We start from the raw sequence: 18829 nt of genomic DNA on the forward strand, positions 1-18829 counted from the left end.
CTGCGACTTTCCCAGCGACAACCTTAACACATGCGACAGGCGTGTCGATTTGGTTTGGAGCAGTGAACCGAAGCAAAAAGGGCGGTATTGCTCCTGCAAGACGGCATCTTCTGCTGCTCTCCGGCCGTACTCCGACAACGCCGCCGCGCCAAAGCCGCTAAACTGCGCCGAAACGGAGGTCCCGCCATGCCCGCACCGCTGAAATTCGTCCACACAACATGTGAGCTGCCGGATGCCGCGGATGCCGTCGTGATCGGCGGCGGCATCATCGGCGTGTTCTCGGCCTATTACCTTGCCCGCCGTGGATTGAAGGTGGCACTTGTAGAAAAAGGAAGGATCGGCGCGGAGCAATCGAGCCGCAACTGGGGTTGGTGCCGCCAGCAGAACCGCGACGCCCGCGAGTTGCCGATGGCGACGAAGAGCCTCGATCTTTGGGAGCGCTTCGCCGCTGAAAACGGCGGAGACACCGGCTTCCGCCGCTGCGGGCTGTTCTACCTCAGCAATAGCGAAGAGGAGCTGGCCGGCTGGGCACGCTGGCGCGACTTCGCCCGAACCGTCGGCGTAACCACCCATATGCTCGACAGCGCACAGGCGACCGAGCGCGGCCGCGCAACCGGCAAGCCATGGAAGGGCGGGGTCTTTTCGCCGACCGACGGCACTGCCGATCCGGCAAGTGCGGCACCCGCGGTGGCTCGTGCGATCCTCGAGCTCGGCGGCACCATCCACCAATCCTGCGCTGCTCGCGGCATTGAGACCGAAGGGGGCCGTCTCTCCGGTGTCGTCACCGAGCATGGCGCCATCCGCACGAAGACGGCGATCCTTGCCGGCGGTGCGTGGGCGTCCTCCTTCTGCCGCCAGCTTGGCATCCGCTTTCCACAAGCCGCCATCCGCTCGTCGATCCTTGCCGTCTCGCCGGGCGTGACCAGCCTTCCGGATGCGCTGCATACGGCGGCGGTTTCGGTGACGCGCCGCAGCGATGGGGGCTATTCGCTCGCCATCAGCGGCCGCGGCCGCATCGACCCGACCCCGCAGCAACTCAGGTTCGCGCCGCAGTTTCTGCCGATGTTCGTCAAACGGTGGCGCAGCCTGGCACCGGGCGGGCTTGAGGGCTTCCGCTCCGGCCATGAGACCTTGGTCCGCTGGCGACTGGACGCCCCCACACCGATGGAGCGCATGCGCATCCTTGATCCGGCAGTCGATAACGCCACCATTCGCCTCACCCATTCGCGCGCGCTCGACCTACTGCCTGCTCTGAAGAACACCAGGATCACCGCCGCCTGGGCAGGCTATATCGATAGCACGCCGGACGGGGTGCCGGGCATAGGCGAAATCGCTGCAATACCGGGTTTCATCCTCGCCGCCGGCTTCAGCGGGCACGGCTTCGGTATCGGTCCGGGCGCCGGCCACTTGATCGCAGATATCGTGACCGGCAGCGAGCCGATCGTCGATCCCCACCCTTACCATCCGGACCGCTTCGGAAAATCCGCCTGGGGTAAAGTCGCTGATTTTTAGATGAGGTCCTCGCATGGCGACCAGTGACGGCAAGCGCCTCTTCCAACATTTTCGCCTAAGCTCGGAAAGACGCCTGCCGCAACTCTCTGCCAAAGCCCCTATGCGATACAAAGCAATCTGCTTCAGCTCGCGGCGAATGCGGCCACTAGTCTCCCCGCTCGCCCACTATGGTGATTGCGGTACAGGCGTGCTGTGCCGATGCATCCCATGAATCCAAAAATAGAGAGGTCATGCATGAAAACGCTGCTGCTCAAGAAGGATGAAGTAAGGCGGCTAATCGGTATGGCGGAAGTCATCGGCGCGGTGGAAGAGGCTTACAAGGCCTTCAGCAGCGATCAGGTGGAACAACCTGACTATATCGGGATACATCACCCCTCTCTCCGTGGAGAAATCGACTTCAAGCTTGGCTATTACAAAGCCAATGAAATCATCTCCATGAAAGCGCACTCTGGAGGGTTCACCAACAACCCGGCAGAACATGGCGTGCCCAATAGCATAGGCACCATTCTCCTGTTTGATGCCAGGAGCTGTGCGTTGATTTGCATCATGGATGGAAGCTTGATCACTGGCCTCAGAACGGGGGCGTCTGGAGCCGTCTCCGTCAAAGCACTGGCGAGAAAGAACGCCAGGACGGTCGCATCGATCGGCACAGGTAATCAGGCGAGAATGCAAATCCGTGCGGTCAACGAGATCATGAAGATCGAAAAGATTCACGCCTGGAGCCGCACCCCGGAAAGCCTTTCCAGATACAAGACGGACATCCAACGCGAATTCGGCATTCCCGTCATCGTCGCAAGTTCCAAGAAGGAAGCGGTTGAGCAGGCCGATATCTTGATTACGACGACCCGCGGGAAAGGGTCGCTTGTGGAAGCGGATTGGGTGAAGCCGGGTACACACATCGTTGCGATCGGCACGGATCAACGCGGCAAACAAGAACTGGATCCCGAGATCTTCAGGAATGCGAAGGTAGTCGTCGACTCAGTCGCGCAGTGCACCGAAAAGGGCGAGACCTGGCACCCCCTGAACAAAAACATCATCACCAAAGACGACATCCATGGCGAAATCGGCGAGGTATTGTTGGGAAGGAAGCCGGGGCGAGAAAGTGATGACGAAATCACGATTTTCGATTCGACGGGGATGGCCATACAAGACAATACGACAGCCAGCAAAATCTATCAGAACGCCATCGCCAATAACGTCGGCACCTTCTTTCAATTTTTCGAGTGATGACCATGCGCAATTACCCCACCATTCAGGACATCCGTGAAGCCCGGGAACGGCTGAAACCGCACGTCAGGCACACGCCGCTCTTGCGTGCGGAGAAAATCGAGAAGGCCGCTGGCTGTCAGCTTTATCTCAAACCCGAAACCCTGCAGATCACTGGCGCCTTCAAGATCCGCGGCGCCCTGAACAAGGCTCTCTCGCTCTCGAGAGAAGAGATCGCAAACGGCATTATCGCGACGTCGTCGGGCAACCATGCCCAGGGGCTTTCTTACGCGGCCAAGATGCTCGGCGTAAAAGTGATATTGGTACTTCCGGTCACCACACCCAAAATCAAGATTGAAAATACAAAAGCCCTGGGTGCGGAAGTCATTCTTTTTGATGGTGATAATGCTGCTAGATGGAAAAAGGTCTACGAAATCGCTGAAGGAAACAAGTATGCGGTTATTCACGGCTTCGAGGACCCCGTTGTAATGGCTGGCCAGGGAACGATCGGGTGCGAGATACTCGAAGACCTGGACGATGTAGATACGGTCATCGTTCCCTTAGGCGGCGGAGGCCTGATCTCGGGAATCGCTACCGCCATAAAAGAAACGAAACCATCGGTGCGCGTTATCGGGGCAGAGCCTGCCTTGACACCGAAGTATTTTCACAGCCGGGTAAACAAGGAGCGCACATCGCTTCCCTTGAAGAACACCATTGCGGATGGCTTGAGGATAAGCGTTCCGGGTCAAAACCCGTATCCGATTATCGAAAAGTATGTGGACGAGATTGTTCTTGTTGAGGACGAGCACATCATCGCCGGGATGCGTGCTCTTGCCAAGGATGCGAAATTGATCGCTGAACCAGCCGCCTCGATTGGCGTCGGAGCACTGTTGGCGGGCATCATAGACGTCAAGCCGGATGAAAAAGTCTGTGCGGTGTTGTCTGGCGGGAACTGGGATCTACGCGACCTTGCCGCGATATACAATGTAGCGGGGTAATCAGTTCCAGCTTCGGTCAGTTCACCACACCGATCGCAGTTGAACGTCGCGAACCTCATCGCCGAGCAGAATCTGTCCATTGAAACGAAAGGAGGTCTGGGCCATCCGTACTCGCCTTCAGATGTTAGGCGCAGTGCGCGACCTGGCGCTGTTCAATCTCGCGATCGATAGCAAATTCGGGCTTGTGATCTCGTCGCGATCTCCGGGAGGGTTCGCGACCGGGCTATCATTGTTCAGAAGAAGACCGGCCGACCCGTGCAGTTCGAATTGACCGATCAAACGCGGGAGGCTGTCGGCGCATGGATTGAAAGTCGCAGACTCGGTGAACGGGATTACCTGTTTCCGAGCCGCGTGCACACAAAGCCGCATCTGTCGACGCGGCAATATAGCAGGGTTGTCGAAAGATGGGTGTCCAGCATCGGGCTTGATCCCAAACGCTACGGCACGCATTCAATGAGGCGAACGAAGGTGGCACACATCTACAAGAAGATAGGCAACCTGCGCGCCGTCCAGCTCTTGCTACGCCACAAGAAGCTGGAGAGCACCGTACAATACCTCGGAACCGAGGTGGACGATGCCCTGGCCATCTCTGAGCAAGTTGAATTGTAGTACTCAATGGCGACGCTTCGAACAGAGGCGCCGCCATGTGGCTGCGCTGAAGGCCAACGTTCGACCCTGAGGAGACCTTGCTCTCCTCAAGGTTAAATGACCGCTTCGCGCCCCAAATCGGTCGTTCAGACCGCCTCTCGGATTCCCTAAATGCAGACGGTCTGCTCAAGTCGACGCGATGGGGTGATGTGCTGACGGTCTGGTTCTGGGGCTTTAATCAGTGATAGCTGCCGTTCGCAGAGCGATTATCGTACCCGCTTCGCGCCCCTATCGAACATTGAAGCTCAAAAAAGAAGATTTCGCAATTTAACCCCTATAGCCACGACCAGTTCGGCGATTTTTTCCGCGACTTCCTCCATCGACTCTTCTGCTGTGTTTAGCCCGGCTCGGGAGGCTAGCAAGAGGTGACCTCCTCAAGCTCGTCATACGTCGTTCCGTGAACAACCGGAACGAGCCGCTCACGGCGGAGGAGCGCCGGAAGCTCTTTATCTGCGATGCCTTCCGCGCGGCGGACCTTCAGGTAGGTGGGATGAGTAGGCGATACGCGCCTTACCGCATCACGGCGGCAGGTTTCGCATCGCCTCTCGCCGAACCGGACGTGCGCCTTTCGTTACGCATCCGGCTCTCCAGAAGACATGGCAAAGTCAGGCATGTCCATCCACGCGAGACGGTATCGGTCGACAGGTGTCCAGCCGAGCACGTGTTGCTCAACGGACCCTTCCCTCCAAACCCGTCTCGTCGCCCGGCGTCTGCTTGGCTGTTTTGAGCCCCACAGTTCGCTCGGTGTTGCCTTTGGACGTTTCTTATGTAGCCAGCAGTACAGACGTAGGCCAATGTACCAGTCGAGAGCGACAAATACGCGGCCGGCACCTACACAGTAGCGATAATAATTCGCCCATCCGCTGGTGATGGCATTCACCCCTCGAAGCTTTTCGCCAAGACTGACGGATATGCTATCACGTTGCGTCAGTTGCTTGACTTTGTGACGCAGGTTCGCGGCCTTTGCCTTGGGTATTTCGACGCGCGGGCCGTAGCCGTAGCGTTTATCCCAATGCACACTGAAGCGGAATCCGAGAAACTCGAAGCCCTCTGTCATGGCCGTAACCTTCGTCTTTTCCGGCGACAGCGTCAGTCCGGTTGTCTTGATCAGGTAGTCGGCCAGAGCAGATTTCTCTGCCATTGCCTCCTCCAGCGATCCAGACACCAGAACCACGAAGTCGTCGGCGTAGCGCACCGGCAGATAGACACAGCGTCCTGCTATACGATCGCTGTCCCGGGCGCTCGCCGCTGCCGCCACCCCGTTGCTTTTGCGACGGGCCTGGGTCTTTTTGCGGTGATAGGTCCACCTTTCATACCGCTCCTCGATCGCGCTAAGGGCGATGTTTGCGAGCAAAGGTGAGATGATCCCGCCCTGAGGGGTACCGGCGTCCGTCCGGAGGAACTGATCCTCCGTCAAAACACCGGCCTTGAGGAATAATCCGACCAATCGCACCACTCGTCGATCACCGATGCGCTTGCGCATCCGCTCGAGCAGGTGATGGTGATTGATATTGTCGAAGCATCCTTTGATGTCCCCTTCAATAACCCAAGGATATGGCAACCGGTTTCGCCGGGTGTCCTCGTCCCGCTTCTGCGGCAAGGCTGCCCGACGAATATACTCCAAGGCGCCGTGGGTGTTTCTGCCGGGTCGAAACCCATAAGAGACATGCCAGAATTGCGCCTCGAAGATCGGCTCCAAAAGGATTTTGGCCGCGCCTTGTACGACGCGGTCTCTGATGGTGGGGATGCCCAAGGGTCGGAATTGCCCCGGTTTCCCGGCCTTTGGAATGAGCTTGCGTCTGGCCGGACTTGGCCGATATGCACCACTGCGCAGATCAGCTTGAAGATCGACCAGGAAGCGATGTTCACTCCTGTTCCGGATGCGTCCCACCGTCATCCCGTCAACCCCGGCCGTGCGTCCACCTTTGTTGGAGGCAACGCGCTGCCAGGCGTGGCGCAGCACCCTGAGGTCGGTCAACCAACCCCACATGTCGCGCCACTGGTCGTCGGGATTAGCCTTACTCCACTGATAGAGTTTGCGTTGAATGCCGAGTACCCAGACCTTATCGGTCCGATGATCCGTGTCCACAGATCACTCCTCCGTCTTTACAAGCCTATCGTCTTCCTGCTTCCCTTCGCCCTGTGCGTGGCTTTCCCACACTCCGACTACTACGAAAGCTCCGCCCTTGGGGTTATCCATATCTGGCCGTCGCAGCGAGCCCGGCTTCCAACCGGGCAGACTATCCAAGTTCCCGTGTTCCGACTTTCAACCTTGTGCCGTTAGGTGGCGAACTCTACCCCGTGCGATGCGGGAGATGGGGCATAGGAGCCAGTCCCATCTCGGGTCTCTTCGAGAACCCGGCAGTAAGGATCGACGAGCCTTACCGCCTCTGATCGCTCTTCGTGCTCCCACGCCATCACGCTAATGGGAGCGATATATGTGTTCCGAGGCTTCTGACGTTCACTTCGTTATCTCGCCATGGGCATTGCGGTAGCCCGGCCTGCGGTTGATGGCCCGCATCCGGTACATTTAAGGCCGATCTGCTCATGCAACCCAACCGGCGACGCCCGGTCAGGCTTCTCGGCCCCCTTCAATCCACTGCTCCTGTAAATCGGGCGGCATCTCAGCCGCCGGTCAAAAATCGGCAAGCTTGAGAGGTCACGCTAACTCATGCGCACCTCCCGCGCCGCACGGCGCACCATCGATCCATACATATGGCCAGTCGCCCTCGATCGGCCGATCGAGGAAGGCCTTAACCTTGCCGTCGATCTCCTCGCACAGCCGGCTGACCTGGCTCTTGGAGATGCCACTCATACCCATGGCCCTTGACCAGATCGTCGACCGAGCGTGTCGAGATGCCCTGGATATAGGCCTCCTGGATGACCGCCGTCAGCGCGTTCTCGGCCATCCTGCGCTCCAGGAAGCTCGGGTTCCTGAGCTTCGGAATGCGCAGCTCGACGGTTCCGGCGCGCGTCTCCCAATCCCGGTCGCGGTAGCCGTTGCGTTGGGCCGTCCGCAGCGGGCTCTTCTCGCCATAGCCGGCACCGGTGGCAGGCCCACCTCCAGCTCCATCAGCGGCTCGGCGGCAAAACCGATCATCTCGCGCAAAAGATCGGCGTCGGGGGACTTCTCCACGAGTGCACGCAGGTTCATCATGTCGTCGGTCATCGGTGGTTCCTTCGAATCAGGTTGGTGTCAGCAACCCGACCCTACCGGAGAACATCGATGACCACCGCTCCGCCGCCCGCTCACTACGGCGCTGTTAAGGGCGCGCTCGCGAGCGGGGCTTCGCTACCGCCGAGCTACACCACCTGTGGGGACACGACCTGCAGTTGCTGGAGTGAATCTTTGTTGAGAGTATCCTGTTGCCTGCAGAATTTAGTTGAACTGGATTGCGGTCGCTTTGCTTTGGCCCCGCTGGGAGGAGGCTCCCGATGGCGATGGAGCGCTTCACCCGCCTTGTCCTTCTGGCGTCGGCCTTGGAAAGCCTGCCGGGAATTGTACTGGCTGGAGAACCTTTCGTCCCAAGCTGGATCAAGAACGATCCTACCGCCAAGACAGTGGCGATTGAGATTGTTGCCGATTGGAACCAGGTCGAGCGGTTCCGCAGGGGAAATATCAGGACCGACATTATCGACTTCAACGGTTACTGGGGCGGCAACCTTACCATCATCGTGCCAGCAGCATGGACGGTGCAGCTCGAGTTCATCAATGGGTCCTCGTCATTCCGGCACAGCCTGATGGTAACCAGGGTGTATGCTCAGTCGGAGATGCCAGTGAAATTGACGGCTGAGGATGCGATCTGGGGGGCGTATACCGATCCGCCAGAGGGCATCAAACTCAATGAGCGGAGACAACTCAACTTCGTTGCGAAGGATGTCGGGAATTATTTCCTCGCCTGTGCGAGGCAAACGCATTTGATGGACGGGCATTGGATCTATTTCGAGGTGAGAGACGATCTTAAGCAGGCGGTAGCCATCGTTGACGAAAGCAAATTTCCACAGGAGCAGCCGCCAGGGCGTCCGTAGATCGGCAGCTCCGCTCTCCTGTGACTACCGCTTTCCACCCTAAGCCGACTGTCAGATGCTGAGGCGGCTAGGTCCGCATCCGGCTGGTCAGCGGGCATAGCCCGACCTTTCGAGAGCCTTTAGGATAAGCCGAATTTGCTCAGGCAAGCCCGCTTCGGTGTCTTCTCCGTGTCGAAGGCGGTGCTCGATCAGAACCGGATGGAAGAACGGTATAAACGCGGTCTTGACCGCGCGCGCTGCTTCGGCGGGATCTTCGACCTCGAACTGGCCCGTTTCGATGCCCTCGCGGATGATTGCCTCGAGAATCGTCATCGTCTGCTCAGCATGCACCTTGATGACCGGCCGGTTCTCCTGCATGGCGGCTACGATCAGGTCGCGCATCTGCCTGTCGTGGAGCAGTTTCGTCTTGTTTTGATGGTGAACGGCGGTCAGGAGTTCCTTGAGTTTCTCCGAGGGCGGCGTGCTCCTGCGTGCGATCGTAAGGGCGAGCTCGGCGGTACCGTTCAAGACCCGCCTGCAGATGAATTCCTTAATTGCATCCCTGGAGGGGAAGAAACGGCAGATGTTCGCCCGGCTCATGCTGAGCTCAGAGGCAATGTCGGCTACGGACGTCTTGTGATGACCTATACGACGGAAGTGCTCCTCCGCTACCTCCTGGATGCGTGCACGCATGTTTTCGCTATCTGCCCCCGGACGGAACGGCCCGCCGTGAAGCATTTGCGAGCGGCAAGTCGTAAGGCTGGCCAAGCTCGCGTGCAGGCAAGGCCGGCAAGCCCGCGGCAGACGCTACTCGGCAGCCATTGCTATTCGCAATTCCGGCCCCTCCGTCGGCTCCTCATGGGTGTCATCTGCAGTCGGCTTGATCCTGAACCACGCCGCGTACAGTGCCGGAAGGAAAAGTAGGATCATCACCGTGCCAACCGCCGTGCCGCCGATCAGCGTATAGGCCATCGATCCCCAGAACACCGAATGGGTAAGCGGAACGAAGGCAAGGACGGCGGCAAGTGCGGTCAGGATAACCGGGCGAGTCCGCTGCACCGTCGCCTCGATAACCGCGTGATAATCGTGGAGGCCGGCCGCCTTGTTCTCCTTGATCTGTTCGGTCAGAATCAAAGTGTTGCGCATCAGGATTCCCGCCAGTCCTATCAACCCGAGAATGGCATTGAAGCCGAAGGGCTGATTGAAGAGGAGCAACACCGGAACCACCCCGGCAAGACCGAGCGGCGCGGTCAACATGACCATCGTCATCGTTGACAGGCTGCGGACCTGGAGGATGATGACGATCAGCATGGCGGCAATCATGGCCGGGAAGATTTTGACCAGCGCGACATTGGCCTTGAGAGATTCCTCAATGTTCCCCCCCATTTCGATGCGATATCCGACGGGAAGCGAGGCTATCAACGGCTGAAGTGCCGTCATGATCTGCTGCGAGACCTCCGGGGGCTGCGTCGCCTCGTTGATGTCCGATCGGATCGTGATGACTGGCGTTCGATCGCGACGTTTCAGGATGGGTTCCTCGAACCGGATTTCGGAATGGCCGATCTGATCGAGCGGAACCTGACGGCCGTCCCTGCTCATCAACGAAAAGTCGGCGAGCCTCGCCGGATCGAGGCGGCTCTCGCCAGCACTGCGTGCGACGACGGGCACGTTGCGGATGTTCTCGCGCACTTGCGTCACCGGAATGCCACTCAGCAGCAACTGCATCTGCTGGGCTGCCTCAGCCGGCGAAAGGCCAATCAGATTGAGCCGGTCTTGGTCGGGGACAAAGCGAAGCACAGGCGTACGATTGCCCCAGTCGCGGTTTGCCTGACGGACGTCCGGCACGCCTTTCATGATCTCGAGGGCTTTCTCGGAGATCTGGTACAATTGCGCAGGATCCGGCCCCATGATGCGAAACTCGACCGGAAACGGGGTATACGGGCCGAACACAAGCTGCGTGACGCGGACGTAGCCTTCGGGAACCAGTCCGTCTGAAACGGCAGCCCGAAGGCGCAGCTTCAAAGCCTCGCGCGCGTGAGAGTCAGGGGTGAGCACAACGATCTTGGCGAAAGCGGGATCCGGCAATTCCGGTGCCATCGCAAAGAAGAAGCGGGGAGCGCCCTGCCCGATATAGCTGGTGAGGATGTCAGCCTCGGGCTGTTCCTGGAGCCAGCGTTCGAGTTTCTCGACGGTGGCGATCGTCGTCTCGATACTGGTGCCTTCGGGCATACGGACTTCGACCAGCACCTCGGGACGATCCGACGTCGGGAAGAATTGATGTTTCACTCCACCCATTCCAACGACAGAAAGCGCCATGACAATGCCAACGACAGCGCATGTTACGTACTTGTGGCGTACGGCAAATTCGATGATCCCCCTCAGGCGCCGGTAATTCGGAGTGTCGTAGATGGCGTGGTGGCCTCCCTCGACCGGCTTGATGTCCGGGAGCATCTTGACCCCGAGATACGGCGTGAAGATCACCGCGACGACCCATGAAACAATTAGCGCGAAGCCCACGACCCAGAAGATGTTGCCGGCATATTCGCCGGCGGTTGATCTGGCGAATCCAACGGGCATCAGTCCGATAATTGTCACGAGTGTACCGGATAGCATCGGCGCGGCCGTATGGCTCCAGGCATAGGCGGCCGCCTTGATGCGATCCATGCCCTCTTCCATCTTTACCACCATCACCTCAATGGCGATGATGGCGTCATCAACAAGAAGGCCCAGCGCAAGGATCAACGCGCCGAGCGTGATGCGATCGAAGAACCGGCCGGTTTCCAACATGATGAGGAACACGACGGCAAGGGTGAGCGGAACGGCCAGCGCCACGACGATCCCGACACGCCAACCGAGGCTGAGCAGGCTCACGAGCAACACAACCCCGAGCGCCATGGCGAATTTCAGCATGAACTCGCCGACCGCAGCGTCGATGTTGACAGCTTGGTCGCTGACCTTGGCGAGCGTCATACCGAGCGGCAGCGTCCGTGCGATCGCGGCAGATCTTTCTTCGAGCGCCTTTCCGAGTTCCAGCCCATTCCAGCCTTGCTGCATCACTGCGCCCAGCATGATGGCGGGCTCGCCTTCATGGCGGATGATGTAGGTCGCGGGGTCTTCATAACCGCGCCGCACCTCCGCGAAATCTGACAGTTTCAACGTGCGTCCGGCAGCAACGATTGGCGTGGCGGCAATTGCCTGCACACTGTTGTAGGCGCCATCGAAACGGATAAAGACCTGCGGCCCGCGCGTGTCGATCGAGCCTGCCGGTGTGACGGTGTTTTGCCTTTGCAAAGCCGCAGCGATGTCCTGCGCTGAAATGCCAAGGGTTGCGAGCTTGGCATAGGAGAACTCGACAAAGATCTGTTCCGGTCGCTCCCCCAGAATGTTGATCTTTTTGACGCCAGGCACGTGCAGAAGATCCTGTCGGATCACCTCCGCCTGCCGCACAAGCTCGCGCATGGGCATACCCTTGGCCTTTAGCGCATAAAGGGCGAAGCTCACGTCCGAATATTCGTCGTTGACGAAGGGACCGAAGACACCAGAAGGCAGGTTGCGGGCTTCATCCCCCAACTTCTTGCGCGCCTGATAGAACTCCTCTTCGACAGCCGTGGGCGGCGTGCTGTCTTTCAGCGTGACGGTCAGAAAGGCGTAGCCCGGCCTTGTCGTCGTCTCGACGCGATCGTACCAGGTCAGTTCCTGGATGCGCTTTTCGAGCGGCTCCGCGACAAGATCCTGCATTTCGCGCGCGGTAGCGCCTGGCCATACCGTAGTGACCGTCAGGGTCTTGATGGTAAAGGAGGGGTCCTCCGCGCGCCCAAGACTCATGAAGGCGTAGACGCCGGCGGCGGCCAGCAGAACAATGAAGAACAACGTGACGGCTCGTTCGCGAACCGCGAGCGCGGAAAGATTGAAGCTCATCGGTTGGACACCTCTGCCTGAAGCTCGGTCCTGACGGGCGCGCCATCTTTGAGGAGATGCGCCCCGAGGGCGACGACCTGCTCGCCGAGCTCGATCCCGGTGACAGACGCAGTTTCTTCACCGAGTCTTTTGATCTCGATCGGAACAAAGCGCGCGGTGGCAGAGGCTTGGTCAACAACCCAAACCCCGGTGCGGCTGCCATCGTTCAACACGGCGCCGACCGGCACCGCGACCTCCGACTGCCCTTCTCCGTTGCGGATGCTGATCGTGACCGTCGCACCAAGCGGTGCCGAGGCGGCGTCGCCATCGAGCACGTAACGAGCTTCGTATGTGCGGGTCTGAGGATCGGCGGCATCTGAGATCTGTCGCATGCGCGCTCTTCCGCGCCGCCCGTCACTTCCGTAGACACTTGCTTCGGCTTCCGATCCGATCGCCGGACGAACGGTTTCGGGAAGCGCGACCAGGGCCTCGCGCGGGCCTGCATGCGCGAGTTGAACCACCGCCTGTCCCGCCGCGACGACCTGTCCAGGTTCGCCGAGCGTCGCGACCACCGTTCCGTCCGCCCCGGCCACGAGCACCGAGTAGGTCGTTTCGTTTTCTGCGACTCTGGCTTCCGCTTCCGCGGCGGCTAGTTGTGCCGCGGCGGTGTCAAGCGCCGCCTTGGCCTGCTCGTAACGTTGGGGAGTAGCGGCCACCCCGCCTTTGACAAGAGTGGCATAGCGTCTCTCGTCCGCGATTGCCTGAACGAGGACCGCGCGGGCCGCGGCAACCGCGTTACGCTTGGCAGTCAGCGCAAGACGCAAATCGGTTTCATCGATGCGCATCAGAGCTTGACCTGCCTTGACCTGCTGACCCACGTCGACCAGTCGCTCAACGATCTTGCCGGGTACGCGAAAACCAAGATTGCTCTGCACTCGGGCGGCGATCGTACCTGTAAAGGCCCGCTCGGCTCTTTCCGGTCTCGTCGCTTCCGCCACCCTTACAAGCGGTGGCGCGAGGCGGGGATCGGCGGACTCCGCGTCCCGGGCAGGCGTCTCGAAAACGAACGCGAACGCGGCGCCCGCGGCTGCGGCCACGAGGCCGATCGATGTGAGAAGAAATTTGCGCTTCATGTCAGATGACCCTTGTTGACGGGTGCCGCTCAATTTAGATTGCGATCTAAATCTAACCGTGGTATAGATGTCAAGTGAAATCTAATCGGAGGTCGATCATGAGGGTTAGTCGAGCCCAGGCGGAGGCAAATCGCGAAGCGGTCATCGATGTGGCGAGCCGGCTTTTTCGAAAGCACGGCTTTGATGGCATCGGGCTCAAGGATCTGATGAAGGGAGCGGGCCTGACCCAAGGTGGATTCTACAAGCAGTTCGAATCCAAGGACGATCTGGCGGCGCAGGCGTCCAGGCGCGCCCTGGAGAGCGCCCTTCGTCGATGGTCCGCTGCCGCGGCGGCCAATCCGCAGCACCCGTTTGGCGCGGTGGTAACGTTCTATCTCAGCATGGCACATCGAGAAGAGAAGATGGACGGCTGCCCGGTCGTTGCGCTCGGCTCGGATGCTGCCAGGCAAGGCGTCGACGTGAAGGCGTCCTTCGAAGCCGGGATCAGGGAATATCTTGAGGTGCTCGGTGAGTGGATTGGGGCGGCCGACGGCGAGGAGCCGGACGGCAAGGCCATGGCCATTCTGTCGACGATGGTCGGCGCAGTGCTCCTCTCGCGCGCTGTCAACGACGAGCAGATGTCAAAGCGGTTCCTGAAGACGGCCGCCGAGAGCGTGCTGAAGGCGTCTGCGGCCGATGCAGAGCCGGGAGCGCGCCAATGACGATGCTTCCAGCCGAAGCGCGGCGCAACTGTTTCAGTCGCCGACCAGGGGCTGCTCCGGGCTGGAGCTCGTTGCGAAACTGGCGGACGGGAGCATGCGCCGGCCACCGATGGCGGAAACTCTCCCATTCACCTTGCTGCCACCGGAAGAAAGCAAGGTCGGCTCCTGGCCACGCCCGAGCCGCGCTTTTGCAACCTGACGAATACGGTTCACGGCGGCTGGATCATGACGATGCTCGACACCGTCATGGCGCTTGCCGCCCAGACGACGCTCTCGGCCGGCGGCGGCAACACAGCGGTACAGGAAGCGCTTTACCTATCGAATAATCTTGCCTCCAAGGTCACAGTCGTCCATCGCCGTGATCGTTTCCGTGCGGAGCCAATCCTACAGGACCGCCTACCGGCAAAACCGAACGTCGAGGTTATCTGGAACCACGTCATCGACGAGGTTATCGGCGAGCAGGAGCCGAGGAAGTCGGTGACGGGCATTCGGATCCGTGAGGTGAACACAGACGACGTGAAGGAGCTAACCACGCACGGCCTTTTCGTCGCGATCGGACACGATCCAGCGACCACTTTGTTTCGCGGCCAGCTCGACATGGATGACGCCGGCTACATCAAGGTCGGCTCCTGGTTGACGAAAACTACCGTTCCCGGCTGCCGGCGATGTCATCGACTCGGTATTCCGTCAGGCAATCACCGCTGCAGGCATGGGAAGCATGGCGGCCCTTGAAGCCGAGAAATTCCTGGCCGAGCATTCACCCGATCCGGCCGTCCGGCCGATCGTGCCGCATGAAACGGAGATGGTTGGAGCGCAAGTGTGGGGAACCCGACCACGCGCCGGCCCCCTGAGGAAGCGCGGACCGGCCCACCCGCAGTTCATCTGCGAAGGCCCGCGCTTTCCCACGCCTTCCGGCTGCCCTTGCATTCAAACGGCGCCGGAGTGACAACCGGTGTCCGGCAGCTGCCAGTGTCTCGCTTGCCGAGATCATGGCCGTTCAACCCAAACCAAGCGAGACCGATCCATGGACATCAATCAGGTCAGGTACTTTCTCAATCTGGCCGAAACATTGAATTTCACCGAAGCCGCGCGTCGAAGCGGGGTTTCGCAGCCCAGTCTCACGCGGGCAATCCAGCGCCTCGAGGAAGACTTGGGCAGTCCGCTGATCTATCGCGACGGCAAGGACAGCCGTCTGACCGCGCTCGGCCGCGACGTTCAGGCCGAGTTCATGCGGATTGAGCTCGCGCTTAGAAACGTGCGCGAGCATTCCGAAAGCACGGTGCTCGGCCGGCGCCGTATTCTCGATATCGCTGTCGCTCCGACCATCGGCCCTGCCGCATTTGCCGCATTCTTTGACGACGCGCTTGGCGAGCTTCCTTCGGTTAAGATCAACATGCATCAGCTATTGGCCGGCGAAGGCGCGAACGAAGTGCTTTCGGGCAAGTACCACGCCTGTATCCTACCGCGGGCTCCCCGCTCCAACCCCAAGCTCAACGTCGTGCCGCTCTTTCGCGAGCCGTTCCTCCTCGCCTGCGCGGAGAGCCATCCACTGGCAGGCAAGGATGTCGTCAGCACCGAGGCGATCGCCGCCTATCCCTATGTCGACCGGCTGGCCTGCGAGTTTCACACCGAGATCACCGAGCACCTGATGGACCATGACGCGGTCATGCAGCCGCGCTTCAGTGCCGACCGCGAGGACTGGGTCCAGCAGGTCGTCGCCGAGGGCCGTGCGATCTGCATCATGCCCGAGCGGTCCATCGTCGTGCAGGGCATCGTTACCCGCCCGGTGGAAGGGATTTCCCTGGCGCGCGAACTCGTATTCGTGACGGTCTCCGGCTCCGGCACGCCGCTCGAGATCCGCAAGATCGCGCAGCTGGCGGCTCGGCGCAACTGGTCGTGAGCCGGTGCGAGCGTAGAGCGGCTATGGAATCTATGCACATCCGATATTGGGAATCCTCAGGACCGCTCGCCATATTCAGGCAACAAGTCCAGCAACGGAGACAAGGGCAATGACCTATAGAAAGACCGACGAAGAGGTCAGCAAGCTTACGCCCGAACAGTATCGGGTGACCCAGCAGAATGGCACCGAACGCCCCTTCACCGGGGAGTACACTGACAACAAGAGACCGGGAATCTATGTCGACATCGTTTCAGGCGAACCGCTGTTCGCCTCGGCCGACAAGTTCGATTCCGGCTGCGGCTGGCCGAGTTTCACCAAGCCGATCGTACCGGCAAACGTCAACGAACTCAGGGACAACTCACATGGCATGATCCGCACCGAGGTCCGCTCGGCTCATGGTGACAGCCATCTCGGCCATGTGTTTCCCGACGGCCCTCAGGATCGGGGCGGCCTGCGTTACTGCATCAATTCCGCCGCACTGCGGTTCATTCCGCGAGAGGAAATGGAGGCCGAGGGCTACGACGGCTATTTCAACCAGGTGGAGGATATCTGAATGACCAAGAGAGCTGTTTTGGCTGGTGGGTGCTTCTGGGGGATGCAGGACCTGATCCGCAAGCTCCCCGGCGTCATCGAGACCCGCGTGGGCTACACTGGCGGCGACGTGCCGAATGCGACCTACCGCAATCACGGCACGCACGCCGAAGGCATCGAGATCATCTTCGATCCCGAGAGGATCAGCTACAGGCAGATCCTGGAGCTGTTCTTCCAGATCCACGATCCGACTACGAAGAACCGACAGGGCAACGACATCGGGACCTCCTACCGCTCGGCGATCTACTATGTCGACGACGAGCAGAAGCGAATTGCCCAGGAGACGATTGCAGACGTCGAGGCCTCTGGCCTATGGCCGGGCAAGGTCGTGACTGAAGTCGAGCCGGTGGGAGACTTCTGGGAGGCGGAGCCGGAGCACCAGGATTACCTGGAGCGCTATCCCAACGGCTACACCTGCCACTTCCCGCGCCCCAACTGGGTGCTACCCCGGCGGTCCGCGGCCGAGTAAACGGCCGAAGATTTTCGCGACCTAAAGCAACTCCGAGGGGCCTTGCGGATACGCCGGGCTCCTCGGAAAACACTCGGGCAGTTTCCCTCGCTACCGGCTGCGCTCCGCGAGCTACGCTGACCAGGGATTCGAACGATGACGACTTCCGCCTAGGCGGTAGCCGTTGCAGATGTAAAATACTTATCTGCAGCGGAGGGTCGTTACCATGGCATTCAATACGCAACGGCTCCAATTTTCCGGGCATTCCGGCGCGACGCTTAGCGCCCGCCTCGATCTGCCAAATGGGCCATTGCGCGCCTACGCGCTTTTTGCCCATTGCTTCACCTGTTCCAAGGATCTCGCGGCAGCACGCCAGATTGGGGCGGAGCTTGCGCGTGAAGGCATCGCTGTCCTGCGTTTTGATTTCACGGGGCTGGGATCGAGCGAAGGCGAATTCGCTTCGACGAATTTCTCCTCCAACGTTGCCGACCTTCTTTCAGCCGCGGACTATTTGCGCCACCACTATCAGGCACCCGCGGTGCTGATCGGCCACTCGCTCGGCGGCGCAGCGGTCCTCGCCGTCGCCGGGGAAATTCCGGAAGTGCGCGCCGTAGCCACCATCGGCGCGCCGGCTGATGTCGGCCACGTGTTGAAGAACTTCGGAGCGAGCCTCGAGGAGATCGACAAGAACGGTGAGGCCGACGTCGATCTCGCAGGGCGCACGTTCCTTATCAGAAAGCAATTTGTCGAGGACACGCGTGCGCACCGCATTAAGGATGCTGTTGGGAGGCTGAAGAAGCCAATCCTCATCCTTCACGCGCCGCTGGACCATACGGTCGGGATCGAGAACGCCACCGAAATCTTCGTCGCGGCCAGGCATCCGAAAAGCTTCATCTCGCTGGACGAGGCCGACCACCTGCTCACCGACCCTGAGGACGCGGCCTTTGCCGGACGGATCATTTCGGAATGGCTGACACGCTATCTTGCCGCCGATACGCCGCAAGGCGCGGGCCCGATCGAACATGTCCACGTGAGGGAAACCGGCGAAGGCAAGTTTCAGAACGCGATTCAGGCTGGCGGGCATCGGCTGTTCGCCGATGAACCCGAAAGCGTAGGCGGGCTCGATTCCGGACCATCGCCCTACGACTTCCTGGCGATCGCACTTGGCGCCTGCACCTCGATGACGCTGCGCCTTTATGCCGGCCACAAGCAGCTGAAGCTCGGGCGCATCGGCGTCGACGTCTCGCATACCAAAATCCATGCTAAGGACTGCGAGGAGTGCACCGAGACGGAACGTGGCGATAGCCGCAAAATCGACCGCTTCGAACGAGTCATTTCCATCGAAGGTGAGGTCTCGGAAGAGCTTCGCGAGAAGATCGTCGAAATCGCCGGCAAGTGCCCGGTCCATCGCACGCTCGAAACAGTGGCGAAGATAAAAACGGTCGTGAAGTGAAAGTGCCCAAGTGACAGGGCAATAACACCAACTGGATCTCTAGGCCGAGCATGTCGCGCGGGTCTCGACAACGATGCAAAGCCAAAACGGCTCCTCTTTGGGATTTTTGCGTTCCGCTCCTTCGAAGACTCGGCTTCTGGGGCCCATTGCTGTCACTCAGCAAGTCCCCACCGCTTCCGCTCACGCTGCGACTGAGACGATCGGAAGTTGGCGAGATGCTCCCAGTCCGGGATTCCTATCCCTCGCCTTGAGCAGATTCGAACCGGAGACCCGTGGTTCGCGCACAGACAACCGATCCATGCGAAGTCGGGCGGCAGAAGAATGAATTCCTGGC

Annotated in this window: 13 protein-coding genes and 4 pseudogenes; 11 read left to right on the forward strand and 6 right to left on the reverse strand. The window is 60.0% G+C overall.

From position 1 onward, the window contains the following. Positions 1–186: 186 nt before the first annotated feature. The 4 genes and pseudogenes from PZL22_RS26185 to PZL22_RS26200 all read left to right on the forward strand — a co-directional run bounded on the left by PZL22_RS26185 (position 187) and on the right by PZL22_RS26200 (position 4325). Positions 187–1512, forward strand: coding sequence for an NAD(P)/FAD-dependent oxidoreductase (locus PZL22_RS26185; protein ID WP_010967985.1), 1326 nt, complete (start codon positions 187–189; stop codon positions 1510–1512). Positions 1513–1746: 234 nt separating this feature from the next. After that, complete coding sequence (locus PZL22_RS26190) at positions 1747–2739, forward strand: ornithine cyclodeaminase family protein (protein WP_010967986.1); 993 nt, start codon at positions 1747–1749, stop codon at positions 2737–2739. Next, positions 2739–3716 (forward strand): threonine/serine dehydratase family protein, encoded by a 978-nt coding sequence (locus PZL22_RS26195; RefSeq protein WP_192937421.1) that lies wholly within the window; start codon positions 2739–2741, stop codon positions 3714–3716. Before PZL22_RS26190 ends, PZL22_RS26195 begins: the two co-directional genes overlap by 1 nt. 70 nt (positions 3717–3786) lie before the next feature. Next, positions 3787–4325: pseudogene (locus PZL22_RS26200) on the forward strand (tyrosine-type recombinase/integrase). A gap of 284 nt (positions 4326–4609) precedes the next feature. Here PZL22_RS26200 and PZL22_RS26205 read toward each other — a convergent pair. The 3 genes and pseudogenes from PZL22_RS26205 to PZL22_RS26215 all read right to left on the reverse strand — a co-directional run. Then, a pseudogene (locus tag PZL22_RS26205) lies at positions 4610–4827 on the reverse strand (hypothetical protein); the annotation flags it as partial. 108 nt (positions 4828–4935) lie between these two features. Continuing rightward, positions 4936–6453, reverse strand: coding sequence for a group II intron reverse transcriptase/maturase (gene ltrA / locus PZL22_RS26210; RefSeq protein ID WP_127636107.1), 1518 nt, complete (start codon positions 6451–6453; stop codon positions 4936–4938). 612 nt (positions 6454–7065) lie between these two features. Continuing rightward, positions 7066–7533: pseudogene (locus PZL22_RS26215) on the reverse strand (transposase); the annotation flags it as partial. A 266-nt stretch (positions 7534–7799) separates the two neighbouring features. Here PZL22_RS26215 and PZL22_RS26220 point away from each other — a divergent pair. After that, positions 7800–8393, forward strand: a complete 594-nt coding sequence (locus PZL22_RS26220) for a sulfocyanin-like copper-binding protein (protein ID WP_010967991.1) — start codon at positions 7800–7802, stop codon at positions 8391–8393. A gap of 87 nt (positions 8394–8480) precedes the next feature. Here the strand turns inward: PZL22_RS26220 and PZL22_RS26225 are convergent, their stop codons facing one another. The 3 genes from PZL22_RS26225 to PZL22_RS26235 are packed head-to-tail and all read right to left on the reverse strand — an operon-like array spanning position 8481 to position 13402. Beyond that, complete coding sequence (locus tag PZL22_RS26225; protein ID WP_010967992.1) at positions 8481–9140, reverse strand: TetR-type transcription factor C-terminal domain-containing protein; 660 nt, start codon at positions 9138–9140, stop codon at positions 8481–8483. A 39-nt stretch (positions 9141–9179) separates the two neighbouring features. Next, positions 9180–12290 (reverse strand): efflux RND transporter permease subunit, encoded by a 3111-nt coding sequence (locus PZL22_RS26230; protein ID WP_127700826.1) that lies wholly within the window; start codon positions 12288–12290, stop codon positions 9180–9182. Next, a complete protein-coding gene (locus tag PZL22_RS26235; RefSeq protein WP_017277689.1) occupies positions 12287–13402 on the reverse strand; it encodes an efflux RND transporter periplasmic adaptor subunit in 1116 nt (371 codons plus the stop codon). Before PZL22_RS26235 ends, PZL22_RS26230 begins: the two co-directional genes overlap by 4 nt. Before the next feature lie 98 nt (positions 13403–13500). On the opposite strand from PZL22_RS26235, the gene PZL22_RS26240 reads away from it, so the two are divergent. The 6 genes and pseudogenes from PZL22_RS26240 (at position 13501) to PZL22_RS26265 (ending at position 18495) form a co-directional block, all read left to right on the forward strand. Then, on the forward strand, positions 13501–14103 hold the full coding sequence (locus PZL22_RS26240; RefSeq protein WP_095919141.1) for a TetR/AcrR family transcriptional regulator: 603 nt from the start codon (positions 13501–13503) through the stop codon (positions 14101–14103). A 279-nt stretch (positions 14104–14382) separates the two neighbouring features. Beyond that, positions 14383–14917 (forward strand): annotated as a pseudogene (locus PZL22_RS26245) (FAD-dependent oxidoreductase); the annotation flags it as partial. Positions 14918–15127: 210 nt separating this feature from the next. Then, the gene (locus tag PZL22_RS26250; RefSeq protein WP_014531326.1) at positions 15128–16003 is read left to right on the forward strand and encodes a LysR family transcriptional regulator; all 876 of its coding nucleotides are present in this window, start codon (positions 15128–15130) and stop codon (positions 16001–16003) included. A gap of 109 nt (positions 16004–16112) precedes the next feature. Further along, on the forward strand, positions 16113–16556 hold the full coding sequence (gene msrB, locus PZL22_RS26255; RefSeq protein ID WP_017277691.1) for a peptide-methionine (R)-S-oxide reductase MsrB: 444 nt from the start codon (positions 16113–16115) through the stop codon (positions 16554–16556). Continuing rightward, a complete protein-coding gene (gene msrA / locus PZL22_RS26260) occupies positions 16557–17063 on the forward strand; it encodes a peptide-methionine (S)-S-oxide reductase MsrA (RefSeq protein WP_014527954.1) in 507 nt (168 codons plus the stop codon). Between the two features lie 205 nt (positions 17064–17268). Beyond that, positions 17269–18495: a bifunctional alpha/beta hydrolase/OsmC family protein gene (locus tag PZL22_RS26265; protein WP_015242025.1), complete on the forward strand. Its 1227-nt coding sequence runs from the start codon at positions 17269–17271 to the stop codon at positions 18493–18495. Positions 18496–18829: the final 334 nt, after the last annotated feature.

It is taken from the genome of Ensifer meliloti (assembly GCF_030064585.1).
Classification (GTDB): Bacteria; Pseudomonadota; Alphaproteobacteria; order Rhizobiales; family Rhizobiaceae; genus Sinorhizobium; species Sinorhizobium meliloti.